The organism is Achromobacter sp. 1L-A-4-B-C2, assembly GCF_057291955.1.
Genome location: NZ_JBXAWP010000002.1, coordinates 255,523 through 277,107 on the forward strand (window position 1 = coordinate 255,523; position 21,585 = coordinate 277,107).

Consider the following 21,585-nt stretch of genomic DNA (forward strand, 5'->3'; position numbering starts at 1 on the left):
GCCGCCCCGGGGGTGGGCGCGCGGGTGCGATAATGGCCGCCTTTACGCATCTTGCGCAGCTTGCGCAACCACGGCACGGAGCTTCCCTTGACCCGCATTGACGACCCCCAGCACGACCGCGAGGTCGGCACGGCCGACTCGACCCAGGACAACACGCGCACCGACGACACCCGCATCAGCGCCGTTCGTCCCTTGATTTCGCCCGCGCTCCTGCAGGACGAACTGCCCGTATCCACCGCTATCCAGACGCTGGTCGAGGAAAGCCGCGCGCAGATCGCCAACGTGCTGCACGGCCGCGACGACCGCCTGCTGATCGTCGTGGGCCCCTGCTCCATTCACGACCATGGCCAGGCCATGGACTACGCGCGCCAGCTGCGCGCCGCCGTCGATCAGCACAAGAAAGACCTGCTGATCGTCATGCGCGTGTACTTTGAAAAGCCGCGCACCACGGTGGGCTGGAAGGGTTACATCAACGATCCGCGCCTGGATGGCAGCTTCCGCATCAACGAAGGCCTGCGCCGCGCGCGCGAACTGTTGCTGGACATCAGCGGCCTGGGTTTGCCGATTGCCACCGAATTCCTGGACTTGCTCAGCCCGCAGTACATCGCTGACCTGATCGCCTGGGGCGCCATCGGCGCGCGCACCACCGAAAGCCCCAGCCACCGCCAGCTGAGCTCGGGCCTGAGCTGCCCGCTGGGGTTCAAGAATGGTACCGACGGCGGCGTGCAGATCGCGGCCGACGCCATGGTTGCCGCCAGCGCCAAGCACGCGTTCATGGGCATGACCAAGATGGGCATGGCCGCCATTTTCGAGACGCGCGGCAACCAGGACACGCATGTGATTCTGCGCGGCGGCAAGCAGGGCCCCAACTATGACGCGGCCAGCGTCGACGCCTGTTGCGCCGCCCTGCGCGCCGCCGGCCAGCGCGAACAGGTCATGATCGACTGCTCGCACGCCAACTCCAACAAGTCGCACTTGCGCCAGATCGACGTGGCCAACGACATCGCCGCGCAGCTGGCGCAAGGCGATGCGCGCATCACCGGCGTCATGATCGAAAGCCATCTGGAAGAAGGCCGCCAGGATCTGAAGCCCGGCCAACCGCTGCGCCGTGGTGTGTCGATCACCGACGCCTGCCTGGGCTGGAGCCAGACCGAACCGGTGCTGGAAACGCTGGCACAGGCGGTGCGCCAGCGCCGCTTGAAAGTGGCCGGTACGGCGTAAACACGCGCCCCCCAAGCGGCCGTCAACGCGACGGCCCCGCCCCGCCCCAGCGCCACCGCCGCCGCTTGCTTAGCGGCGCAATGCGTAAGGCGCGGGGTCCATGTCCGGCGTCTGGCCGGTGATCAGGCTGGCAAGCAGCTTACCGGTCACCGGGCCCAACGTGAAGCCATGATGCGCGTGGCCGAAGGCCATCCACAACCCCTTATGCCCAGGCGCGGGGCCGATCACCGGCCTCATGTCGGGCATGCAAGGCCGGCAACCCATCCACGGTTCCTGCTCCACCGCCGCGCCCAGGGGCAGCAATTGCCCCGCCAATGCCCGCGTACGCTGGATCTGGATGGGCGACGGCGGCGCATCCCGATGCGCAAACTCGGCCCCCGTGGTCAGTCGCACGCCCCGCGTCATCGGCGTCACCACAAAACCGCTGTCGATGTCCGCCACCGGATGCGACAAGGTCGCGCCCGCGTCCAGCGCAAAGTGCTGGTGATAGCCGCGCTTGACCGCCATGGGAATGCGGTAGCCCAGCGGCCGCAGAATATCCAGCGACCACGGGCCCATCGCCACCACTACATCGCGCGCCTGGATTCGGCCGTCGTCGGCCTGCACCTGCCAACGCCCGGCGCCCGAGTCCTGAAGGGTGCGGGCGTCGCCGCGTACCAGTTGCCCGCCCCGTTGTTGAAACAGCGCCGCGTAGCCGCGCGTGACGGCGCCGGGGTCCGACACGTTGACGGGGTCCAGCCAATGCACGGCACCCACCGCCCGCTCCGACAGGGACGGCTCCAGCGCCGTCAAGGCCTGCCGGTCCAACACCCGGTAATTCAGCGCATACGGCGCCAGTGCCTCGGCGTCGGCGATTGCCTGCGCCAGGCCGGCTTCGGTGCGCGCGGCGTCAATCCAGCCATTGCGGCGAAACAGCGGCGCCAGATTCGCGTCGTCTTTCAGCGCGTCGTGCTCGGCCACGCTGCGCTCGATCAGCGGCAGCATCGCCTCGGCCGCACGCGCCAGCCGCGTTGGCGACGAATGCCACCAATAACGCAGCAGCCATGGCGCAATGCGCGGCAGAAAGCGCACGTGGTAGCTGACGTCGGGCGTGTTGTTGCGGGCATAGCGCCACAGGCTGCGCCAATCCCGGGGAAAGGCGTACGGAATCACGCTGGCCCGTTCAATCAGGCCCGCGTTGCCATAGCTGGTTTCTTCGCCCGGCCCCTTTCGGTCCAGCAGCACCACCGAACGGCCGCGCGCCAAAAGATGCAGGGCCGTACTGACGCCGACAATGCCAGCGCCCAGAACCACAACGTCTGTTTTCATGCGCCGAATTCTGCGCTTGCGCCCCCATGTTCGGCAAGCGACGCGCATCGTAGAATCGCGCTCGTCGCTCCCCTCATCGAATTCCCGCTGCTTCGGCAAACATCTGAAACAATTGGTATCATGCGCGTCGGCATGGCCGCGTTGACCGGACGCGCCAGCCTCTTCAGATTGCCGGACGCCGTTGTCCGGGCCGCCACTTTCAAGTCAGGTATGGACAGCTCTCCCCTTATTCCCGCCGCCCTTTCCGTATCGCGCCACAGCGTATTCATCTACACCGAAGAACAGCGCGGCAACCAGCTGGTTGAATCCCCGGTCATCGGCATGCTGTCCGATATTTCCGGCTCCGAAAAACTGCTGGTGGTGCAAGACCCGCACAGCGGCTTGAAGTTCATCTACCGTGTGGATCACGAAAGCAGCAATCTGGACGCCGCCGCCATTACGGAACACGAGCCCGCGGCGTTCGACGGCAAGACCTCGGTGCAGATCAACGCCATGTCGTACCGCCTGGGCAGCGCCGAGAGCGCGATGAAATTGCTGCGCGGCAAAACGCAATGGATCCAGGACAAGGGATCGGTGTTGTCGGTGTTGCTGCAAAATGCGGCCGCCCGCAAGACCCGTTTCGCCTCGGCGCGCATCGAGCGCGACCGCATGCGCAAGGTGCCGGCGGGCGTGCCGATCGAATACCTGCCTACATAAATCGGATGGCGCCAGCCGGTCGCGCCTTATCCACAATTTCTGTGGATAAGGCAGCCGCCGATGCAAGGTGGGCGGCCTTTTGGGGGATGCGCAACGGGCTGCGCAAAGTTTGATCAGGCACGGTTTTGGCGCCGCCCGGATGGCATCCGCCACGTTTGCCGCGCCGCCGCAACGTCGTTGGTGATATTCTCCGCAGGCGCCACGATACGAAACGTATCTGGCCGGCCACGTGCCCGCGCAAGCGGACTCTTTTCCCAAAACAGATAGCCACAGCATGTCAGCAGCCACCCGCGTGCTTGCCCTTGGATCGCGTCACGTGCGTACGCCGGCGCGTACCCCGCCGTGACCATCATCGTTGTCGACGATCACGGTGACTGGCGCGACACCATCGTCGAGACCATCCAGGACCTGGGGCTGGACAAAGCCATCCTGACCGCGGGATCGCTGGCCGAACTGGACCAACTGCTGCTGACCGTCACGCCGGGCATCCTCGTGCTGGACGCCATGCTGCCCGACGGCGACGCCTTCACCCGCATTGCGCATCTGCGGACCTGCTATCCGTCGATGGGCATCATCATGCTGACCGGCCGCCTGCTCAGCGAAGACAAGGTTTCCGGCCTGAGCCTGGGCGCCGACCATTACCTGACCAAGCCCGTCAACCTGGCCGAACTGGGCGCCACCCTGGTGTCGTTGTCGCGGCGGCTGCGCGTGGTGCCCGCGACAGGCATGCACGATGCCGAATCCGATGCGTGGCGTTTTGATCCCTCGCGCCGCACGCTGGTTTCGCCCGAGCGCGTCTGCGTGGACATCACCGACACCGAATGCCGCTTGATCGGCGCGCTGATCCAGGCCGCGCCGCTGCCGCTATCACGCGGGCGGCTGGTCGAAGCGCTGGGCGCCAGCGTCGACGCCTACGACACCCACAGGCTGGACGCCCACATGCATCGCCTGCGCCGCAAACTGCGCGCGCTGGCGGGCGGCGACATGGGCATCCGGACCGTGTACGGCGTAGGCTATGTCTGCACCACGCCCGTGCAGGTCGTGGGCAATTCCAAACCCTGAGCCGATCCTTCCCGATTTCATGACTTCTGCCATCCGCCCCCGCCGCTCCGTCCTCTACATGCCCGGCGCCAACGCGCGTGCGCTGGACAAGGCCCGCAGCCTGGACGCCGACGCGCTGATTCTTGACCTGGAAGACGCCGTCGCGCCCGATGCCAAGGCCCAGGCGCGCGAGCAAGTGGCCGCGGCGCTGACGGCGGGCGGCTATGGCCGGCGCGAGTGCATCGTACGCATCAACGCGCTGGACACGCCCTGGGGGCTGGACGATGTAGCAGCCATTGCGCGGGCCGGCGCCGACGCCGTGCTGCTGCCGAAGGTGCAATCCTCCGCGCAGCTGCACGCCCTGGCCGACGCGCTGGATGCCGCCGGCGCGCCGCCGGATCTGCCCCTGTGGGCCATGGCCGAGACGCCGCTGGGCTTTCTGCGCCTGGACGCCATTGCGGGCGGCCACCCCAGGTTGCGCGCCATCGTGGTCGGCACGTCGGACCTGGTCAAGGACCTGCACGCGCGCCATACCCCTGGCCGCGAAGAAACATTGCTGGCGCGGTCGATGGCCGTCATGGCCGCGCGGGCCCACGGCCTGGCGGTGCTGGACGGCGTGCATCTGGACTTACACGACGACGCCGGTTACGCCGCCACCTGCCGCCAGGGGCGCGACCAGGGGTTCGACGGCAAGACGCTGATTCATCCCAAGCAGATCGCGGCCGCCAACGCGGCGTTTGCACCGACCGACGATGAAGTGGCGCTTGCCCGCAAGCGCCTGGACGCGTGGCGCGCCGCCCAGGCCCAAGGCTTGGGCGTGGCCGTGGTGGACGGGGCGCTGGTTGAAAACCTGCATGCGCAAGAGGCCGAGCGCGTTTTGGCTTTGGCTGCCGCCATCGCGGGCGCATAGCCCGCTTCTGGCGACCCAAAGCCAGCACGCGGGCAATATGCTGCTGTTTTGCCGCAACAATCAGAGCAAAACACGTCTGAATCCTGCCAGGATCCCCCTCGAATCCTGCTCACGGCACAGCGCCGGCTGCGCCAAGGCGCGCGGCCCGGTACAATAGCGCCCACGATTGGACGACGCCCCTACCCTGGGGCGTGTCTTTTTTCTATTCGCGCCCGCTGTCCTGCCGCTGTTTGGTTATTGTCTTGCCGATGTTTTGTCGCTGCCTTTGGCCGCGGCGCCGGCCACCCAGGCATTTGCGCGCGAACTCGCCCGGTTCCCTTTTTTGCGCCGCCCCTTGTGGCGGGAGCCACGCCGCGCGCTTGCCGCGCCACCCCCCTGCCCCAAGATTCATGATCCGCTTCCAACAAGTTTCACTCATGCGCGGCGTCAAGCCCTTGCTCGACAAGGTCGACCTGCTCTTGAACCCCGGCGACAAGATCGGCCTGATCGGCGCCAACGGCGCCGGCAAGTCCAGCCTGTTCGGCCTGTTGCGCGGCACGCTGCACGCGGACCAGGGCGACCTGGACTACCCGTCCAGCTGGCGCATGGCCTACGTGGCGCAGGAGACCCCCGCGCTGGACCGCCCCGCCATCGAATACGCGATTGACGGCGACGTCACCTTGCGCAAGCTGGAAGCCGAACTTGCCGTCTTGGAAGCCGAACCGGAAAGCGCCGAAAACGGCCTGCGCATGGGCGACATCTACGCCGCGCTGGCCGACGCCGATGCCTACACCGTGCACTCGCGCGCCGAACAACTGCTGACCGGACTGGGCTTCACGCAAGAACAGATGCACCTGCCGCTGACCAGTTTTTCCGGCGGCTGGCGCATGCGCCTGAACCTGGCGCAAGCGCTGATGTGCCCGTCCGACCTGCTGCTACTGGACGAGCCCACCAACCACTTGGACCTGGACGCCATCATCTGGCTGGAAGACTGGCTCAAGCGCTATGCCGGCACGCTGATCGTCATCTCGCACGATCGCGACTTCCTGGACGGCGTGGTCAACGTCATCGTCCATATCGACGAACGCAAACTGCGCCGCTACTCGGGCAACTATTCGTCGTTTGAACGCCAGCGCGCCGCGCAACTGGAACTGGCGCAAGGCATGATGGAAAAGCAGATGCGCCAACGCTCGCACCTGCAATCCTTTATCGACCGCTTCAAGGCCCAGGCCAGCAAGGCGCGCCAGGCGCAAAGCCGCATCAAGGCGCTGGCCCGCATGGAAGAGATGGCGCCCCTGCGTGCCGCCGCCGAATTCTCGTTCGAATTCCGCGAGCCGCTGCGCGCGCCCAACCCCTTGCTGACCATGGACAAGGTCAGCGCGGGCTACCGCGTGGAATGCGAAGACACGCAGGCCGTGTCCGACAAGATCATCGTGTCCGGCATCAACTTTTCGCTGCAAGCCGGGCAACGCATCGGCTTGCTGGGCATCAACGGCGCGGGCAAGTCCACGTTCATCAAGACCATCGCCGGCGACCTGACCACGTTGGCCGGCGACACGCAATTCAACAAGGGCCTGTCCATCGGCTACTTTGCCCAGCACCAGGTCGAAATGCTGCGCCACGACGAATCGCCGCTGTGGCACATGACGAAGCTGGCGCCCACGGTGCGCGAACAGGAACTGCGCAACTTCCTGGGCAGCTTCAACTTCAACGGCAACATGGCCACCAGCTCAATCGCGCCGTTCTCCGGCGGTGAAAAGGCGCGCCTGGCGTTGGCGCTGATCGTCTGGCAGCGCCCCAACCTCTTGCTGCTTGACGAGCCCACCAACCACCTGGACCTGGAAACGCGTGAAGCGCTGACTACCGCGCTGGCGCAATTCGAAGGCACCTTGATGCTCGTATCCCACGACCGCCACCTGCTGCGCGCCACCACCGACGAGTTCATCATCGTGGCCGATGGCGCCGTGCGTCCGTTTGACGGCGACCTGGACGACTACAAGGACTGGCTCTACAAAACCAAACTGGCCGCCAAAGCCGCCTGATCGCGATACAATCCCGCGAATTGCCCGCACGCGTCCTTGATGCGTCGTTTGCGAGGCGGCCTTCAACCACGTCCCGCTGTCCGCGGGACGCGTTTTTTCAGCGCTCGTAGATGACGATCAAAGACCAACTATTTCTCGCCAGCCAGTATCTTGCGCCCCATCACCTGGTGTCGCGCTTCTTTGGATACGCCTCAGACTGCCGGGAACCCGCGGTCAAGAACTGGATGATTTCGCGCTTTGTCCGCAAGTATGGCGTCGACATGCGCGAAGCGCTGCAAGAAGACCCGTTGGCCTACGACTGCTTCAATGACTTCTTCACGCGCGCGCTGAAAGACGACGCTCGCCCGCTGGACGACGAACCCGGTTCCGTGCTCTGTCCGGCCGACGGCGCCATCAGCCAGTTGGGCGCCATCGAGCAAGGCCGCATTTTCCAGGCCAAGGGCCACAGCTACGGCCTGGTTGACCTGCTGGGCGGCGACGTTGAGCGTGCCGCGCCGTTTCAAGGTGGCGAATTTGCCACGGTCTACCTGTCGCCCAAGGACTATCACCGCGTGCACATGCCGGTGGCCGGCACGCTGCGCGAAATGATCCATGTGCCGGGCCGCTTGTTCTCGGTCAACCCTCTGACGGCGCGCAACGTGCCGCGCCTGTTCGCGCGCAACGAACGCGTGGTCTGCATCTTTGATACCGAGCATGGTCCGATGGCGCTGGTGCTGGTGGGTGCGATGATCGTTGCGTCGATCGAAACCGTGTGGGCCGGCCTGGTCACGCCCTACAAGCGCCGCGTGAAAGCGGTGCGCTATGACGCCGCCGCGCGCGCGCCGATTCATCTGGAAAAAGGCGCGGAAATGGGCCGGTTCAAGCTGGGGTCCACCGCCATCGTCTTGTTCGGCCCGGACCAGATCCGGTGGGCCGACACGCCGTCGGTGCTGGGCCCGGTGCGCATGGGCGAACTGCTGGCCCTGCCCAAGCATCGTTGAATGCGCTGACCCTGGCTGGGTCATTCATTAAAAGCGAATAAGTTCGTCGCCTTTTATTCGCTTTTCGCAGTCATGCTGCGTCGGTAGATTACGGACTTTCCCAGGTCCAGTCTTTCTTCCGACGCCATACTGCCATGACGACATCCACGCTGACTACGACTCCTGCCGACACCTCGGCGGGCAACGCAGCCATGACCTCGGCCGCTCCGCCCGCCCCATCGGCGGCGACTGCCGCACAGCCGCTGCCGCGCGCGCTGGCCCGAATGCTGTCGTTGGACGATTTTGAAGCCGCTGCGCGCCGACGCCTGCCCCGCCCCATCTTCGGCTACGTGGCGGGCGCGGCGGAAGACAATCAATCCCTGCAAGACAACCGACGCGCGTTCGCGCAATACGGTTTTGCGCCGCGTGTGTTGGTCGACGTGTCGAAGCGCACGCAGCGCACCGAGTTGTTCGGACGCAGCTACGACTCGCCTTTCGGCATTGCGCCGATGGGCATCAGCGCGCTGTCGGCCTATCGCGGCGACGTGGTGCTGGCCCGCGCCGCGCGCGACGCCGGCATTCCGGCCATTCTCAGCGGCACCTCGCTGATCCCCTTGGAAGCAGTCATCCAGCAAGCGCCGGGCACCTGGTTCCAGGCCTATCTGCCGGGCGATCCGGCCAAGATCGACGCGCTGGTCGAACGCGCCCGGCGCGCCGGCTACGAGACCTTGGTGCTGACTGTGGATATTCCGGTGTCCGCGAACCGAGAAAACAATGTCCGCACCGGTTTCTCTACGCCGCTCAAGCCCAGCTTGCGATTGGCGTGGGACGGCCTGACCCGGCCGCGCTGGCTGGCGGGCACGTTCCTGCGCACGCTGATGGCGCACGGCATGCCGCACTTTGAAAACTCGTTCGCCACGCGCGGCGCGCCCATCGTATCCGCGTCGGTGTTGCGCGACTTCACCGCGCGCGATCACCTCAGCTGGCAGCACGTGGCGCGCATCCGGCGGCAATGGCCGGGCACCTTGATCATCAAGGGCATCCTGCATCCGCAAGATGCGGCGCTGGCCCGGCAGCATGGCGTGGACGGCGTGATCGTGTCCAACCATGGCGGACGCCAACTGGATGGCGCGATCTCGCCGCTGCGCGCGCTGCCCGGCGTGGTGGACGCGGCGGGTGACATGACCGTGATGATGGACAGCGGCGTACGGCGCGGCGGCGATGTGCTCAAGGCCCTGGCGCTGGGCGCGCGGTTCGTGTTCGTGGGCAGGCCGTTCAACTACGCGGCGGCGGTGGGTGGCCAGGCCGGTGTCGCCCACGCCATCAATCTTTTGCGCGCCGAAGTGGACCGCAACATGGCAATGCTGGGCATCAATAGCGTGCACGAGATGAACGCGGGCTTGCTGTGGCGCGACGCAACGGCTGCCGGCGCGTCTTAAGCCCACGGCCCGGCATAGAATGGCGTTTCCCTTGCCCGCCCCGCGCCCGCCGTGTCCCTACGCCAATCCTCGTTCTTCCTGCGCTTTTTGACCCTGGGCGCCCTGGCCCATGTCTATGTGGGCGCGCGCCTGATTCCCGACGCGCAACTGTCCGCCGCCGGCGCCGCCGCCGCCATCATCGGCTTGCTGCTGTCGTGCATCCTGATTCCGTTGGGCATGCTGGCCCGCTCTTGCATCAACCCGCCCTGGGGCGACCGCATTGCATGGGTCGGCCTCTTGGCGATGGGGCTGTTTTCGTCCCTGTTCGTGCTGACCGTCATTCGCGACGCGGCATTGCTGGTGACCTGGGGTGTGGCGTGGCTGGCTAATACCGACCTGCCCTGGGCCGACGTGCGGCGCTACAGTGCGTGGGCGGTGGCCGGGCTGGCATTGGCGGGCACGCTCGTCGGCTTCTACAACGCGCGCAGCCGGGCGCGGGTGGTTGATGTTGACGTCCCCATCGACGGCCTGCCGCAAGACCTGGACGGGTTCACCATCGTGCAGATCAGCGATGTCCACGTCGGGCCCACCATCAAGAAACGCTATGTGCAAGCCATCGTGGACGGCGTCAACGAATTGCTGCCGGACATGGTCGCCATCACCGGCGATGTGGTGGACGGCAGCGTCGAGCATCTGTCCGATCAGGCCAGCCCGCTTGGAACCTTGCGCGCCCCCTACGGCGTATACCTGGTGACCGGAAACCATGAATACTATTCAGGCGCCACGGCCTGGATTGCCGAATTCCGGCGCATGGGACTGCGGGTGTTGTTGAACGAGCATGCTGTTATTCACCCCTCGGGCCTGCCCGTGGTGGTGGCGGGCGTGACGGACTACAGCGCCGGTGCGTTCGATCCGCAGCAGCGCAGCAACCCCAAAGCCGCGCTGGCAGGCGCGCCGCCCGATGCCTGCGCCCGCATCCTGTTGGCGCATCAACCGCGCAGCGCCGCCGCCGCGCAACCGCTGGGCTATCACTTGCAGTTGTCGGGGCACACTCATGGCGGCCAGTTCTTTCCGTGGGGTTTCTTCGTGCGCTTTCAGCAGCCCTACACGGCGGGCCTGCATCGCCTGGGCAAGATGTGGGTGTACACCAGCCGGGGCACGGGATACTGGGGCCCGCCCAAGCGGCTGGGCGCGCCGTCCGAAATCACGCGGCTACGGCTGCGGGTGGCGCGGCCGGCGTAGTGAGCCTCGGCCGTCAGCTTCGGCAGTCACGTTTGACCGTCACGTTTGCCCGTCACGTTTGGCCGCTCCGTTCCGCCGTCACGTTCCGCCGTCCCGTTCCGCCGTCCCGTTCTGCCGTCCCGTCCCGCCTTCACGTTCTGCCAGCGCGCGCGCTCCCCCCCTGCACGCCGCCCTCTCCCGGTGCTTCCTAGTCCGCCACTTCCGCCGCGTTGTCGGGCAGCGGCCCGCGTTCCAGATAGCTGGTCAGCGCGATATCGCTGGTGGTGTTGGTGATGCCGTCTATCTGATGGATGCGCGCCAGCAGTAATTCCAGCGCCTGCGTGTCGCGCACCCGCACTTTCAACAGCATGGCGCTCTTGCCGGTGATGGTGTGGATCTCTTCCACTTCGGTCAGTTCGGCCAGGCCCAGCACCTGCTGCGTAATGCTCCAGTTGGCGGTGTCCACATGCACGAAAGCCAGCAATGGTCGGCCAATACGCGCGCCGTCCAGGCGGGCCGCAATGCCTTTGATCAACCCGTCGCGCTTCAAGCGCTTGACGCGTTCATGCACGGCCGGGGCGGAAAGGTTCAATAACTTGCCCAGTTCGGCGTAACTGGGGGTAGCGTCGCCAGCCAGCAGCGTTAATAGTTTTCTGTCGCGATCGTCTAGGTCTGGCATCGGAATCAAGTTCTGCCTTACGGCATTCGAACTTTTATGGAATAAGGAGTTATCGGCGTAAACCCTTATTTTATTCCAATAAAATTCGGCGCATGCAAAATCCTGGCAATCAAACTTCGAAGCAGGCGTCGCCCGTACCCGCACTGATGTTCGCCGTCAGCGTGGTCGGGTCTAACGGCCTGGCGCTCAGTCCGATACTGACCGATGTGGCGCAGTCCTTTTCGACTTCGGCGTTAACCATCAGCACCGCCATTTCGGCCTACGGCGCAGCCACCGCCGCCAGCGCCTTCTTCCTGGCGGGTCGCATCGACCGCATCGGCATCCGCCGTTCGCTGCTGGGCGCAATGCTGGTGCTGATTGCCGCCCTGCTGCTTTCCGCCACGGCGCCGCACTGGCTGGTGCTGACCGCCGCGCAAGCCTTGGCCGGCGCCGCCGCCGGGGTGATTCTGCCCGCCGCCTACGGGTCGGCGTCGCTGGTGGCGCCTGCGGGCCAAGAGGCGCGCACCTTGGGCCGCGTGATCGCGGGGTGGTCGGTGTCGCTGGTGGCGGGCGTGCCCTTGTCCGCGCTGATCTCGGATGCCGTCGGCTGGCGTGCCACCTATGGCACGTTGGCGCTGTGCGCCACGATTGCGCTGCTTGGCCTGCGCAAGCTGCCCGAGCGTCGCGTGCAGAACGCCGCGCCGCTACGCTTGTCGCGGCTGCTGGCGCCGCTGTCCTATCGCGATGTGCCGGTGCTGTTGTTGGCCTGCCTGGCGTTCTCGTCCGCGTTCTATGGCGTGTACGCGTTTCTGGCCGACCACGTCCGGGCCTTGCTGGCGCTGTCGGCCGGTCAGGTCGGCTTCATTGCCTTCGCCTATGGCGCGGGCTTCATGCTGGCGGGTTTTGCCGGCGCGCCGCTGATCGAAAGGTTGGGACCGCGCCGCGCATTGCCGCTGGCGCTGGCCACGATTGCCTTGGTGTATCTGGTGTTGCTGCCCGCCGCGCACGCGTTGGCGGCGGTGTTGGCGCTTGCCGTGCTGTGGGGCGCGGCGTCGCAGATCAGCCTGAACCTGCTGGTGTTGCTGCTGTCTCGCGCCCGGCCGGACGAGCGCGGCGCCGTGCTGGGCTTGAACACCTGCACCACCTACCTGGGCGCCAGCGTGGGGACGGCGGTGGCCGGCACGCTGTACACGCATATGGGCTTTGAAGCACTGGGCCTGTGCGCAGCGGCCGCCGTGGGCGTGGCAGCGCTCGGTTTGCACTGGCGCCTGAACGGGCGGCGCGCAGGTCGGCGCGAGGCTGCGGCGTAGGCGGCATACGGGCTGCCACGCGGTCTGCGACCCAAGGGGCCACACGAGCCACACGAGCCACACCAGCCACACAAGCCACACAAGCCACACAAGCGGCCCCCGGGCAGCCGCGCAGGCCCACCTACCAGGGGAAGCTGATCAGGTCGCCGTAAAGACGCTTCAGGGTCGTTTTGACCTCGGGCGAGTTCTGGTAGATCGAAATGAATTTCAACAGGCGCGGGTCCTGCGCCTTGTCGGGCGTGGTCACCCAGCGGATCGCGTAGCGGCGGATGCTGGCCGGGTCCGTATTGTCGAACGCCAGCCCGTCCTTTTCGTTCAGCCCGGCCTGCTTGGCAAACGTGGTGTACGTCACCGAGGCCGTCACGTCGTCAAAGGTGCGGGCCGACTGCGAGCCTTCAATCTGCACGAACTTCAAGCGCTTGGGGTTGGCCACCACGTCTTGCAACGTGGCCAGGTGCGCCACGCCCGGGGTCAGCTGGATCAGCCCGATCGACTCCAGCAGCAATAAGGCGCGGCCGGTATTGACGGGGTCGTTGGGCACGGCAATGGTGGCGCCGTCGGGCACCGTGTCGCCCTTTTTCAGCTTCTTCGAGAACAGGCCGATGGTGGTCGAATAGCCATAGGCAATCGGCGTCAGGTTGGCGCCCCGGCGCTGGTTGAACAGTTGCAGGAATGGCTCGTGCTGAAAGAAGTTTGCATCCACCGAGCCGTCGGCCACGGCAATGTTGGGCAACACCCAGTCGTTGAATTCCACCAGCTTCACATCCAGGCCTTCTTTCTTGGCCTGGGCGATGGCAATTTCGGTGGCTTCATTGGCCACGCTGGGAATGACGCCAATGCGCAAGGGCTTTTCCTGGGCGGCGGCGGTGGCGCACAGCACCACGGACAAAGCCGCCACGGTAGCGCCGCGCGTCAACGTTGAAAGCAAGGAATGCAAAAGCATGAGAGCCATCCAGAAGTCATGAAGAATCGGCCGGCGTGATCGGTATCGACGTGACGGCGCAGGCGCTATTGTGCAGCAGCCGGCCAAGGCGCGCGTTACTATCCGCCCATGATGAACCCCACCGGAGTCCACCACTTGCACACCCCCGCCAGCTTGCCCACCCAAATCACCCTGATCGGCGCGCCTACCGACATCGGCGCGGGCGCACGCGGCGCGTCGATGGGCCCCGAGGCCCTGCGGGTTGCCAACCTGGGCCCCGTGATCGAGGCACAGGGTTTTGAAGTGATCGATCGCGGCAACCTTTACGGCCCGGCCAACCCGTGGCTGCCTCCGGAAAACGGCTATCGGCATCTGGAGGAAGTGGCGGCCTGGAACCAGGTGGTACACGATGCCGTCTATGCCGAACTGACGCTGAACCGCCTGCCGATTCTGCTGGGCGGCGATCACTGCTTAGGCATCGGGTCCATCAGCGCCGTGGCGCGCCATTGCCGCGAGTCCGGCAAAAAGCTGCGCGTTTTATGGCTGGATGCGCACGCGGATTTCAACACACATGCGCTCACGCCCACAGGCAATATCCACGGCATGCCGGTGGCCTGCCTGTGTGGGTACGGACCGGCGCAGATCACGGGCATGTCCGGTCAGACCCCTGATATCGAAGCCGGCTGGGTCCGCCAGATCGGCATACGCAGCGTAGACCAGGGCGAGAAGCGCCTGGTGCACGAAGCCGGCCTGGAAGTGTTCGACATGCGCTATCTGGACGAAATGGGCATGCGCGCCACCATGGAAACCGCGCTGGCCGGGCTGGATGCCGACACCCATCTGCACGTGAGCTTTGACGTCGATTTTCTTGACCCCGACATCGCGCCCGGCGTGGGCACAACGGTGCCCGGCGGCCCCACCTACCGCGAAGCGCAGCTGTGCATGGAAATGATTGCCGACACCGGCCTGATGCGCTCGCTGGACGTGGTGGAGCTGAACCCCGCGCTGGACGTGCGCAACAAGACGGCCGAAGTCGCGGTGGACTTGATCGAAAGCCTGTTCGGCAAATCGACGTTGATGCGCCGGGGCAGCTGAGGCCCGCCGCCTGGCGCATCCCTGTTGGTGCGCCGCTGCTGCTGCCCCGATGCTGCTGCGCCGATGCTGGTGCGCCCGCTGCCGACAGCGCGGATGTACACCCCCCGCTGCTAACACCCCCTACCCCGCGCGCGCCCGCCTGATGGCGTCGGCCGCGTCCGTCAGATAGGCCAGGTTCTGATCCCGCCGTTCCCACACGCGCGGGGTCGGGCCGGCCATGCACAGCGCGTACCATTCCCCGCCCAGATCCAGCGCCACGGCAAGGCCCGTCAGGTCAGCCACGCTTTCACCCACGTTGGCCGCCCAACCGCGCGTCTGCACTTGCAGAATGTCTGCCAGCAAGGCGTCGCGCGTGGTCAAGGTGCGTTCCGTGTGGGTGGCGTAGCTGACGCTGGCCAAGACGCTGTCGCGCTCGGCGGGCGGCAGGCGCGCCAGCACCGCCTTGGCCACCGCGCTGGTGTGCAGCGGCCGGCGCTCGCCGGGGCGCGCGGCGTAATGCACCGGTTGCGTGGATTCCACCACGTCCAGGAACACCACGGCGCCATCCTGGATCTTGCCCAGCATGACCGTCTCATTGGCCGCGTCGCGCAATGCCAGCAGATGCGGCCGGACCTGTTCCAGCCAGGGGTCACCCACCTGTATCAGCGCGCTCATCGCTTGCAGCCGCGCCGTGGGGTAATAGCCGCCGCGCCGCCGCACTTCGTACAGATAGCCGCGCGCCGCCAACGTGCGCACAAGCGCCAGGCAACTGGACATGGGCGCGCCCAGCCCTTGTGCCAATTCGGTTAGCGGCATGGGCCGGCGCGCCTGCGCAAAAAGCTCGATCAAGTCCAGCGTGCGGGCTACAAGTTTCACTTCCATGGTGGCAACCCCTGTGCGGATTTACCGTCGCAAAAAGTGCAAATCTGCTAGGTATTCCACTATGTTGACTTTTCATATGGGCGAACCTAAATTCTTGCACAGGAATTATCTTTCACCAATAGGAATTCCTTTTCAGCAGGCCAGAGGTCCGGCTGCCCGTCAGCGGTACCGCGTCAACGCCAAAAATTCAAACCATACGGCCCGGCAAAGGGTCGGGGAGACAGACAGATGCGTATCAAACCCCTGTTGGCGGCCCTGGCCGCCACGATGGCCGCGTGCGCGGCCCACGCCCAGTCGGATGTCGTGCGCCTTGGCGTGTCCAATGACCGTTCGGGCATTTACTCGGACCTGGGCGGGCTGGGTTCCGAAATGGCCGTGCGAATGGCGGTCGAGGATTTCAACGGCAAGGTCGCCGGCAAGACCGTCGAAGTCGTGGGTGCGGACAATCAGAACAAGGCCGATGTGGCCTCGGCACTGGTGCGGCGATGGTTTGACACGCAGGGCCTGGTTGCCGTGGTGGACGGCGGCGCCAGCTCGGCCGGCTTGGCGGCCCAGGGCGTGGCTCGCGAAAAAGGCGGCACGGCGTTGATCAGCGGCGGGTTTGCCGGAGACTTCAGCGGCAAGCAATGCAGCAACCTCAGCACGCAGTGGGCGCCGGACACCTACGCGCTTGCCAACGCCGTGGTCAAAAGCGTAGTCGAGGGCGGAGGCAAGTCCTGGTACTTCATCACCACTGACTACGTATTCGGCAAGTCCCTGGAAAGCAACGCCAGCCGCTTCGTGCAGGACGCGGGCGGCAAGGTGATCGGCAGTACGCGCCACCCGCTGGGCGCCATGGATTTTGCATCGTTCCTGGTGCAGGCGCAGGCATCAAAGGCGGACGTCGTGGGGCTGGCCAGCGCGGGCGGCGACCTGGTCAACCTGATCAAGCAGGCGCAGGAATTTGGGCTCACAGGCGGCAAGCAGCGCCTGCTGACGTTCCTGACCTTCATCAACGACGTGCAAGCCATGGGCTTGCCGGTAGCGCAAGGGCTGACCTTTCCCACCGGCTTTTATTGGGACGCCGACGACGACACCCGCGCCTGGACGCAGCGCTGGCAGAAAAAGATGGGCGTGACGCGCCCGCCTTCCATCGTGCAGGCGCTGAGCTACGTGGCCACCACCCACTATTTGCAGGCCGCCCAGGCGGCGGGCACCTTTGAAGGCGCCGCGGTCAACAAGAAGATGCGCGAATTGCCCATCACCACCAAGCTCATCAAGAACGCCCGCATCCGCCCCGAAGACGGGCGCGTCATCATGGACCTGTATCTGGTCGAAGTGAAAAAGCCCGCCGAATCCAAGTACCCCGGCGACTTCTACCGCATCCTGTCCACCGTGCCGGGCGACAAGGTATTCGTATCCCTGGCCGACAGCGAATGCCCCCTGGTAAAAAAGTGAATATCGTTCCCCCGCGCCCGGGTGTAGTCTGCTGGCTATAAAAAACCACGAAGGAGACCTTTCCATGAAGTGCTATTGCGTTGTGAACTTTCGCCAACCCTTGCAGGAAATGGACGCACCCACGCCGACCCCGCAAGGCACGCAGGTGCTGTTGAAGGTTCGCGCCGCGGGGGTGTGCCACAGCGATATCCACTTGTGGGAAGGCGGCTACGACCTGGGCCAGGGGCGCACCCTGGCGCTGAAAGATCGCGGCGTGTCGCTGCCGCTGACCATGGGCCATGAAACCGTGGGTAGCGTGGCGGCCGCCGGACCCGACGCGCAGGGCCTGTCCAGCGACAAGAATTACCTGGTGTACCCGTGGATCGGCTGCGGAAAATGCGCACCGTGCCAGGCGGGCATGGAAAACCATTGCAGCGCGCCGGCCTGCCTGGGCGTGCATCGCGCCGGCGGCTACGCCGACCACATCCTGGTGCCGCACCCTAAATACCTGATCGACATCGGCGACCTGGAACCGGCACAGATCGCCCCCTATGCCTGCTCGGGCCTGACCACTTATTCCGCGCTGAAGAAGATCGGCGCGGACGTATACCGCGAGCATCCCGTGGTGATCTTCGGCGCGGGCGGCCTGGGCTTGATGAGCCTGACACTGATCAAGGCCCTGGGCGGCGCCGGCGCCATCGTGGTCGATATCGACCCGGCCAAGCGCCAGGCAGCCCTGGACGCCGGCGCGCTGGCCGCCATTGATGGCGCCGCGCCCGACGCCGCGCTGCAAATCATCAAGGCCGCCGGGGGCAAGCCGGTGCAGGCCGCTATCGATTTGGTTGGCGCGCCCGCCACGACGTCGCTGGCGTTCGACTTCCTGACCAAGGGCGGCAAGCTGATCATCGTGGGCCTGTTCGGCGGCGCATCGTCGTGGCCCATCGCGCTGATCCCGATGAAGGCGATGTCCATCATCGGCAGCTACGTCGGCAACCTGGCCGAATTGCAAGAGCTGATGGAACTGGTGCGCGCGGGCAAGGTGCCGCCGATGCCGGTGCACCGCCACGCCTTGGCCGAGGCCGACAGCGTGCTGGCCGCGCTGCGGGCCGGCAAGGTGGTCGGCCGCGCGGTGTTGACCAACGATTGACGGGCTGGCCGCGCCATGAAAAAGGGAGCCCCGGGGCTCCCATTTTTTTGCGGCTAGGCACCGTTCACGCCGCTTTCAAGCGCGGGTCATAAACGAAACGTTCGCGACGCACCACTACGATGTTCTCGGCGTCCGGGTGCGCCGGGTTGATCAGCAGATTGCAGTCGGGCACCCCGCGATACGGCACGATCGCGCTGGGCAGCTCCAGCACTGCGGACACGCCGGACGCGACCCAGTTGTCGCCCACCGTCTGCGAGGCCTCGGCAAACGGCACCGCTTCCCAGAACGGATAGTTGCGCTGCAACTGGTCCACCGTGAGCACCTGGCGCGCATCATGCACGGCGCGTGGCACCGCCACTTCAATCAGGTAACGATTGGCCTGCTCGGATGCGCGCGCGGCAAAATGCACCACGGTTTCCAGCACCGCCAGCGCCACGCTGGCCGACGTGTACACCACCGCCGTGCCGGGGCTGTTGTAGCGCCCGCCCACCGCTGCCGCCCCCGCGCCGCTCAGGTCGTCAGCGCGGTATTTTCCCGCCGTGGTGCCAATGCGCCACAGCGAAATGAAGTCGCTCATGCGTACACGCCCGCCGCTGCCCGGGCCAGGGTGTCCTCCACGATCCGGCTGCTGGCGTCGGACGTCAGCAGCGACAAGGGCTTGACGTTGCCCAGCGCGGGCACCGGCGTGTTCAGCCATTGCACCGCTTCTTCATCGCTGCCCAGCACCTGGCGCGCCACACGCGCCACCCGGGCCACGCGCGCCAGGCGGTCGGATTCCCCCAACGGCAGCATCTGCCCTTCGCGGGTCCAACGCGACAGCGAGGCCGCTTTGACTTCGGTAATGGCCATGATTTCGGACTTGGGCACCTGAAGGAAATCGGCCGCGTCGTCCACCATCTGCGCAGGCAGGCCGCGCCGCACATCGCGCGCCATATCGCTTAGCGGGCTATCCACCAATTCCTGGAACAACTGCTTGGCGCGCGGCACGGCGCGGCGCGGCGGCCGGGCCGACGAGGCGTCACGCTTTTCGGCGGATTTTCCGGTAATGGACAGGGTCATATTGCGCTCCGGTTGGCGGCTGGGCGGACAGCGGGCGCCGCTCAAACTCAAACAAAGATGTTCCAAACAGAATTTATAATATCTCATTTGGAATTCGTGTCGCAAGGGCCAAATGCGCCGCTGTTCTGCCGGGCATGCACCGTATTTGGGCATATCATAGGCGGCGTTACACACGAACAACGATAAGGATTGGCAATGACGGACCGGCAGCTGACGATACTTGCGGCGCTTAATCTCATGGTGGCGGTGGGCGCGGGCGCGTTTGGCGCGCATGGTCTGAAGCGGATGCTGACGCCCGAGCTGCTGTCCGTCTGGCAGACCGGTGTGCTGTATCACCTGGTGCATGCGCTGGGCTTGTTCGTTATCGCGCTGCTGGGCGCACGCTTTGGGTCGCCGCTGCTGTCCGCTGCGGGGCTGGTGATGTTCGTGGGCATCGTGCTGTTTTCGGGCAGCCTCTACACGCTGTCGCTGACGGGCATCCATTGGCTGGGGGCCGTCACGCCGCTGGGCGGCACCGCGTTCCTGGCCGCATGGGCCATGGTGGCCCTGGCCGCCTATCGCGCCCAGGGCTGAACACGCCAAGCCATTTCGCTGCGCGCCCGGGTTTATCGCGTTTTTAAGCGGCGCGGTTTTCTACCCCCGGTTTTTACCCGTTTTTCTCTAACGGCGGCAGGAAGCGCCGCCTTTGCAGGTTTCCGATGTCTTCCTCGACTGTATTGCCCGCCGCCCGGGAACACTCCGCCTTTGCAGGCATCGCCTGCGTGGTGGGCGGCATCTTCTTTCTTACCCTCAGCGACGCCAACGCCAAATGGCTGGGCGCCCACTACAACCCGCTTCAGATCCTGTTCCTGCGCGCCCTGATCGCGCTGCCCTTCGTCACCGCGCTGGCTTTGTGGCTGGGTGGGCGCCGCGTCATGCGCACCGCGCATCCCGGCTTGCATCTGCTGCGCGGCGCAATCAACGTCGTGTCGGCCTGTTGCTTCTATCTGGGCTTGCGCGCACTGCCCCTGGCCGAAGCCACCGCCATCGCATTTGCCGCACCCTTGTTCGTGACGGCGCTGTCCGTGCTGATCCTGAAAGAGCGCGTCGACGGCAAGCGCTGGCTGGCGGTGCTGGCCGGCTTCGTGGGCGTGCTGATCGTGGTTCGCCCGGGCTCGGATGCCTTTCAGGCGGCCACGCTTTATCCGCTGACCACGGCCTTGCTATACGCCGTCATGATGATTACCGCGCGCGGCATCAGCCGCGCCGAAGGCATGTTGACAACCACGTTCTATATCGTGCTTGGGCAATTGATCTGTAGCGCGGTGGGCTTGCCGTGGGTGTGGCAGACGCCGGCCGCCGAACACCTGCCCTACTTCGGCGGCATCGCGCTTTTCAGCACATTGGGGCTGGCATTGATCACGCAGGGTTTCCGGATCGGGCCGGCATCGGTCGTTGCGCCGTTCGACTACACCGGTCTGATCTGGGCCACGATCCTGGGGTGGATCTTCTGGCGCGAAGCCCCCGACGCCTACGCTTATCTGGGCGCGCTGATCATCGCCGGCAGCGGCGTGTACATCGCCGTGCGCGAAGCCCGCGCCAAGGGCCGGCGGCGCGGCAAGGCCTGATAGGCCCGGCGCCGCGCGTTTCTTCAAGATTCGGCGGCCCCGCCACCCGGCCATCAACCCAGCGGTGCGACGCGCTATTCGGTCGGCGCCGGGAAATGCCGCCGCAGCACCCGCGCCACATTGGGTTCCTGCGCGGCCTGTCGCGCCACGGACGTCAACGCCGGGCATTCGGCCTGGAACCATGCCTGCCCCGGCCGCCAGTGCGTCATGACCGTCACATACAGGTCCAGCGCCGAGAAGCGCCGCCCCAGCATATGCGGCGCACCGGCCTGCTGCTCCAGCTCTTTCCACAACTCGGCGCGCCGCGTATGGATGCGTTCCCGCAGCAGATCCGCCCCGGCGCCTTCGCCCGCCCATTGCGCGGGAATGTCGCCATAGGTGAACGTCGGGTATACCGCCGCGACCAGCCGCAACAGCAAATTCAGGAAATGCGCTCGCTCGGGCTTGTCGGCGGCCGGCACCAGGCCCGCTTGCGGCGCCACATCGTGCAGATGCAGGATCATCGCGGCGCTTTCCGTCATGACCTCGCCTTCGGGCGTGATCAGCGTAGGCACCTGTCCCAGCGGGTTCAGGGCAAGCAAGCGGTCGCGCTCGGGGCCGGGCTTCAGGTACGGCACGTCCGTCAGCCTGTGCGGCACATTGGCCAGCACCAGCGCCATTTCCACAATGGCCGACCCGCAGCCGGCTGACCCGATCAATTCGTACGTCTTCATCG

General features: G+C 65.8%; 21 protein-coding genes. 14 read left to right on the top strand and 7 right to left on the bottom strand.

Annotation, left to right across the window (positions count from 1 at the left end; all coding sequences use genetic code 11):
* Positions 1 to 87 precede the first annotated feature (87 nt).
* Positions 88 to 1,221 (top strand): 3-deoxy-7-phosphoheptulonate synthase, encoded by a 1,134-nt coding sequence (locus AC0Z35_RS08540; RefSeq protein ID WP_120155501.1) that lies wholly within the window; start codon positions 88 to 90, stop codon positions 1,219 to 1,221.
* Between the two features lie 69 nt (positions 1,222 to 1,290).
* Here AC0Z35_RS08540 and AC0Z35_RS08545 read toward each other — a convergent pair whose 3' ends face one another.
* Positions 1,291 to 2,529, bottom strand: a complete 1,239-nt coding sequence (locus AC0Z35_RS08545) for an NAD(P)/FAD-dependent oxidoreductase (RefSeq protein ID WP_485131774.1) — start codon at positions 2,527 to 2,529, stop codon at positions 1,291 to 1,293.
* Positions 2,530 to 2,739: 210 nt separating this feature from the next.
* On the opposite strand from AC0Z35_RS08545, the gene AC0Z35_RS08550 reads away from it, so the two are divergent.
* From AC0Z35_RS08550 to AC0Z35_RS08580, 7 genes are all read left to right on the top strand, one after another.
* Positions 2,740 to 3,225 (top strand): hypothetical protein, encoded by a 486-nt coding sequence (locus AC0Z35_RS08550; protein ID WP_046806321.1) that lies wholly within the window; start codon positions 2,740 to 2,742, stop codon positions 3,223 to 3,225.
* A gap of 342 nt (positions 3,226 to 3,567) precedes the next feature.
* Positions 3,568 to 4,287 carry a response regulator transcription factor gene (locus tag AC0Z35_RS08555; protein WP_046806276.1) on the top strand — a complete coding sequence of 240 codons (720 nt, stop codon included), beginning with the start codon at positions 3,568 to 3,570 and terminating at the stop codon, positions 4,285 to 4,287.
* Between the two features lie 19 nt (positions 4,288 to 4,306).
* Complete coding sequence (locus tag AC0Z35_RS08560) at positions 4,307 to 5,176, top strand: HpcH/HpaI aldolase/citrate lyase family protein (RefSeq protein ID WP_485131775.1); 870 nt, start codon at positions 4,307 to 4,309, stop codon at positions 5,174 to 5,176.
* A 389-nt stretch (positions 5,177 to 5,565) separates the two neighbouring features.
* Positions 5,566 to 7,197 carry an ATP-binding cassette domain-containing protein gene (locus tag AC0Z35_RS08565; RefSeq protein WP_082134573.1) on the top strand — a complete coding sequence of 544 codons (1,632 nt, stop codon included), beginning with the start codon at positions 5,566 to 5,568 and terminating at the stop codon, positions 7,195 to 7,197.
* Between the two features lie 110 nt (positions 7,198 to 7,307).
* Entirely contained in the window at positions 7,308 to 8,177 is an 870-nt protein-coding gene (asd, locus tag AC0Z35_RS08570; protein ID WP_046806279.1) for an archaetidylserine decarboxylase, read from the top strand.
* A 191-nt stretch (positions 8,178 to 8,368) separates the two neighbouring features.
* Complete coding sequence (locus AC0Z35_RS08575) at positions 8,369 to 9,595, top strand: alpha-hydroxy acid oxidase (RefSeq protein WP_104143943.1); 1,227 nt, start codon at positions 8,369 to 8,371, stop codon at positions 9,593 to 9,595.
* Positions 9,596 to 9,646: 51 nt separating this feature from the next.
* A complete protein-coding gene (locus AC0Z35_RS08580) occupies positions 9,647 to 10,816 on the top strand; it encodes a metallophosphoesterase (protein ID WP_485131776.1) in 1,170 nt (389 codons plus the stop codon).
* A 187-nt stretch (positions 10,817 to 11,003) separates the two neighbouring features.
* Here AC0Z35_RS08580 and AC0Z35_RS08585 read toward each other — a convergent pair whose 3' ends face one another.
* On the bottom strand, positions 11,004 to 11,474 hold the full coding sequence (locus AC0Z35_RS08585) for an Lrp/AsnC family transcriptional regulator (protein ID WP_046806281.1): 471 nt from the start codon (positions 11,472 to 11,474) through the stop codon (positions 11,004 to 11,006).
* 92 nt (positions 11,475 to 11,566) lie between these two features.
* Between AC0Z35_RS08585 and AC0Z35_RS08590 the strand changes: the two genes are divergently transcribed.
* A complete protein-coding gene (locus tag AC0Z35_RS08590; RefSeq protein ID WP_120155479.1) occupies positions 11,567 to 12,763 on the top strand; it encodes an MFS transporter in 1,197 nt (398 codons plus the stop codon).
* 121 nt (positions 12,764 to 12,884) lie between these two features.
* Here AC0Z35_RS08590 and AC0Z35_RS08595 read toward each other — a convergent pair whose 3' ends face one another.
* Positions 12,885 to 13,706, bottom strand: coding sequence for a MetQ/NlpA family ABC transporter substrate-binding protein (locus tag AC0Z35_RS08595; RefSeq protein WP_485131777.1), 822 nt, complete (start codon positions 13,704 to 13,706; stop codon positions 12,885 to 12,887).
* Positions 13,707 to 13,814: 108 nt separating this feature from the next.
* Between AC0Z35_RS08595 and rocF the strand changes: the two genes are divergently transcribed.
* Positions 13,815 to 14,780, top strand: a complete 966-nt coding sequence (gene rocF, locus AC0Z35_RS08600) for an arginase (RefSeq protein WP_185975346.1) — start codon at positions 13,815 to 13,817, stop codon at positions 14,778 to 14,780.
* Between the two features lie 120 nt (positions 14,781 to 14,900).
* Here rocF and AC0Z35_RS08605 read toward each other — a convergent pair whose 3' ends face one another.
* Positions 14,901 to 15,641: an IclR family transcriptional regulator gene (locus tag AC0Z35_RS08605; RefSeq protein ID WP_485131778.1), complete on the bottom strand. Its 741-nt coding sequence runs from the start codon at positions 15,639 to 15,641 to the stop codon at positions 14,901 to 14,903.
* Between the two features lie 228 nt (positions 15,642 to 15,869).
* Here AC0Z35_RS08605 and AC0Z35_RS08610 point away from each other — a divergent pair, with 228 nt between their 5' ends.
* Entirely contained in the window at positions 15,870 to 17,078 is a 1,209-nt protein-coding gene (locus AC0Z35_RS08610; RefSeq protein WP_046806284.1) for an ABC transporter substrate-binding protein, read from the top strand.
* Positions 17,079 to 17,142: 64 nt separating this feature from the next.
* Positions 17,143 to 18,204, top strand: a complete 1,062-nt coding sequence (locus AC0Z35_RS08615) for an alcohol dehydrogenase (protein ID WP_485131779.1) — start codon at positions 17,143 to 17,145, stop codon at positions 18,202 to 18,204.
* Positions 18,205 to 18,268: 64 nt separating this feature from the next.
* On the opposite strand, the gene AC0Z35_RS08620 is transcribed toward AC0Z35_RS08615, so the two are convergent.
* On the bottom strand, positions 18,269 to 18,781 hold the full coding sequence (locus tag AC0Z35_RS08620) for an RES family NAD+ phosphorylase (RefSeq protein WP_120155471.1): 513 nt from the start codon (positions 18,779 to 18,781) through the stop codon (positions 18,269 to 18,271).
* Positions 18,778 to 19,263, bottom strand: a complete 486-nt coding sequence (parS, locus tag AC0Z35_RS08625) for a type II RES/Xre toxin-antitoxin system antitoxin (protein ID WP_046806287.1) — start codon at positions 19,261 to 19,263, stop codon at positions 18,778 to 18,780. The genes AC0Z35_RS08620 and parS overlap by 4 nt, the downstream gene beginning before the upstream one ends.
* A 195-nt stretch (positions 19,264 to 19,458) precedes the next feature.
* Between parS and AC0Z35_RS08630 the strand changes: the two genes are divergently transcribed.
* Entirely contained in the window at positions 19,459 to 19,836 is a 378-nt protein-coding gene (locus AC0Z35_RS08630) for a DUF423 domain-containing protein (protein ID WP_104143935.1), read from the top strand.
* Between the two features lie 125 nt (positions 19,837 to 19,961).
* Entirely contained in the window at positions 19,962 to 20,870 is a 909-nt protein-coding gene (locus AC0Z35_RS08635; RefSeq protein WP_046806289.1) for a DMT family transporter, read from the top strand.
* Between the two features lie 74 nt (positions 20,871 to 20,944).
* Here AC0Z35_RS08635 and AC0Z35_RS08640 read toward each other — a convergent pair whose 3' ends face one another.
* Positions 20,945 to 21,583, bottom strand: a complete 639-nt coding sequence (locus tag AC0Z35_RS08640; RefSeq protein ID WP_046806290.1) for a glutathione S-transferase family protein — start codon at positions 21,581 to 21,583, stop codon at positions 20,945 to 20,947.
* Between the last annotated feature and the right edge of the window lie 2 nt (positions 21,584 to 21,585).

Excerpts from the sequence above, each read along its gene's own strand:
- AC0Z35_RS08545 (WP_485131774.1), bottom strand. The coding sequence starts at position 2,529 with ATGAAAACAGACGTTGTGGTTCTGGGCGCTGGCATTGTCGGCGTCAGT.
- AC0Z35_RS08550 (WP_046806321.1), top strand. The coding sequence starts at position 2,740 with ATGGACAGCTCTCCCCTTATTCCCGCCGCCCTTTCCGTATCGCGCCAC.
- AC0Z35_RS08560 (WP_485131775.1), top strand. The coding sequence starts at position 4,307 with ATGACTTCTGCCATCCGCCCCCGCCGCTCCGTCCTCTACATGCCCGGC.
- AC0Z35_RS08565 (WP_082134573.1), top strand. The coding sequence starts at position 5,566 with ATGATCCGCTTCCAACAAGTTTCACTCATGCGCGGCGTCAAGCCCTTG.
- asd (WP_046806279.1), top strand. The coding sequence starts at position 7,308 with ATGACGATCAAAGACCAACTATTTCTCGCCAGCCAGTATCTTGCGCCC.
- AC0Z35_RS08575 (WP_104143943.1), top strand. The coding sequence starts at position 8,369 with ATGACCTCGGCCGCTCCGCCCGCCCCATCGGCGGCGACTGCCGCACAG.
- AC0Z35_RS08585 (WP_046806281.1), bottom strand. The coding sequence starts at position 11,474 with ATGCCAGACCTAGACGATCGCGACAGAAAACTATTAACGCTGCTGGCT.
- AC0Z35_RS08590 (WP_120155479.1), top strand. The coding sequence starts at position 11,567 with ATGCAAAATCCTGGCAATCAAACTTCGAAGCAGGCGTCGCCCGTACCC.
- AC0Z35_RS08595 (WP_485131777.1), bottom strand. The coding sequence starts at position 13,706 with ATGCTTTTGCATTCCTTGCTTTCAACGTTGACGCGCGGCGCTACCGTG.
- rocF (WP_185975346.1), top strand. The coding sequence starts at position 13,815 with ATGATGAACCCCACCGGAGTCCACCACTTGCACACCCCCGCCAGCTTG.
- AC0Z35_RS08605 (WP_485131778.1), bottom strand. The coding sequence starts at position 15,641 with ATGGAAGTGAAACTTGTAGCCCGCACGCTGGACTTGATCGAGCTTTTT.
- AC0Z35_RS08610 (WP_046806284.1), top strand. The coding sequence starts at position 15,870 with ATGCGTATCAAACCCCTGTTGGCGGCCCTGGCCGCCACGATGGCCGCG.
- AC0Z35_RS08615 (WP_485131779.1), top strand. The coding sequence starts at position 17,143 with ATGAAGTGCTATTGCGTTGTGAACTTTCGCCAACCCTTGCAGGAAATG.
- AC0Z35_RS08620 (WP_120155471.1), bottom strand. The coding sequence starts at position 18,781 with ATGAGCGACTTCATTTCGCTGTGGCGCATTGGCACCACGGCGGGAAAA.
- parS (WP_046806287.1), bottom strand. The coding sequence starts at position 19,263 with ATGACCCTGTCCATTACCGGAAAATCCGCCGAAAAGCGTGACGCCTCG.
- AC0Z35_RS08630 (WP_104143935.1), top strand. The coding sequence starts at position 19,459 with ATGACGGACCGGCAGCTGACGATACTTGCGGCGCTTAATCTCATGGTG.
- AC0Z35_RS08635 (WP_046806289.1), top strand. The coding sequence starts at position 19,962 with ATGTCTTCCTCGACTGTATTGCCCGCCGCCCGGGAACACTCCGCCTTT.
- AC0Z35_RS08640 (WP_046806290.1), bottom strand. The coding sequence starts at position 21,583 with ATGAAGACGTACGAATTGATCGGGTCAGCCGGCTGCGGGTCGGCCATT.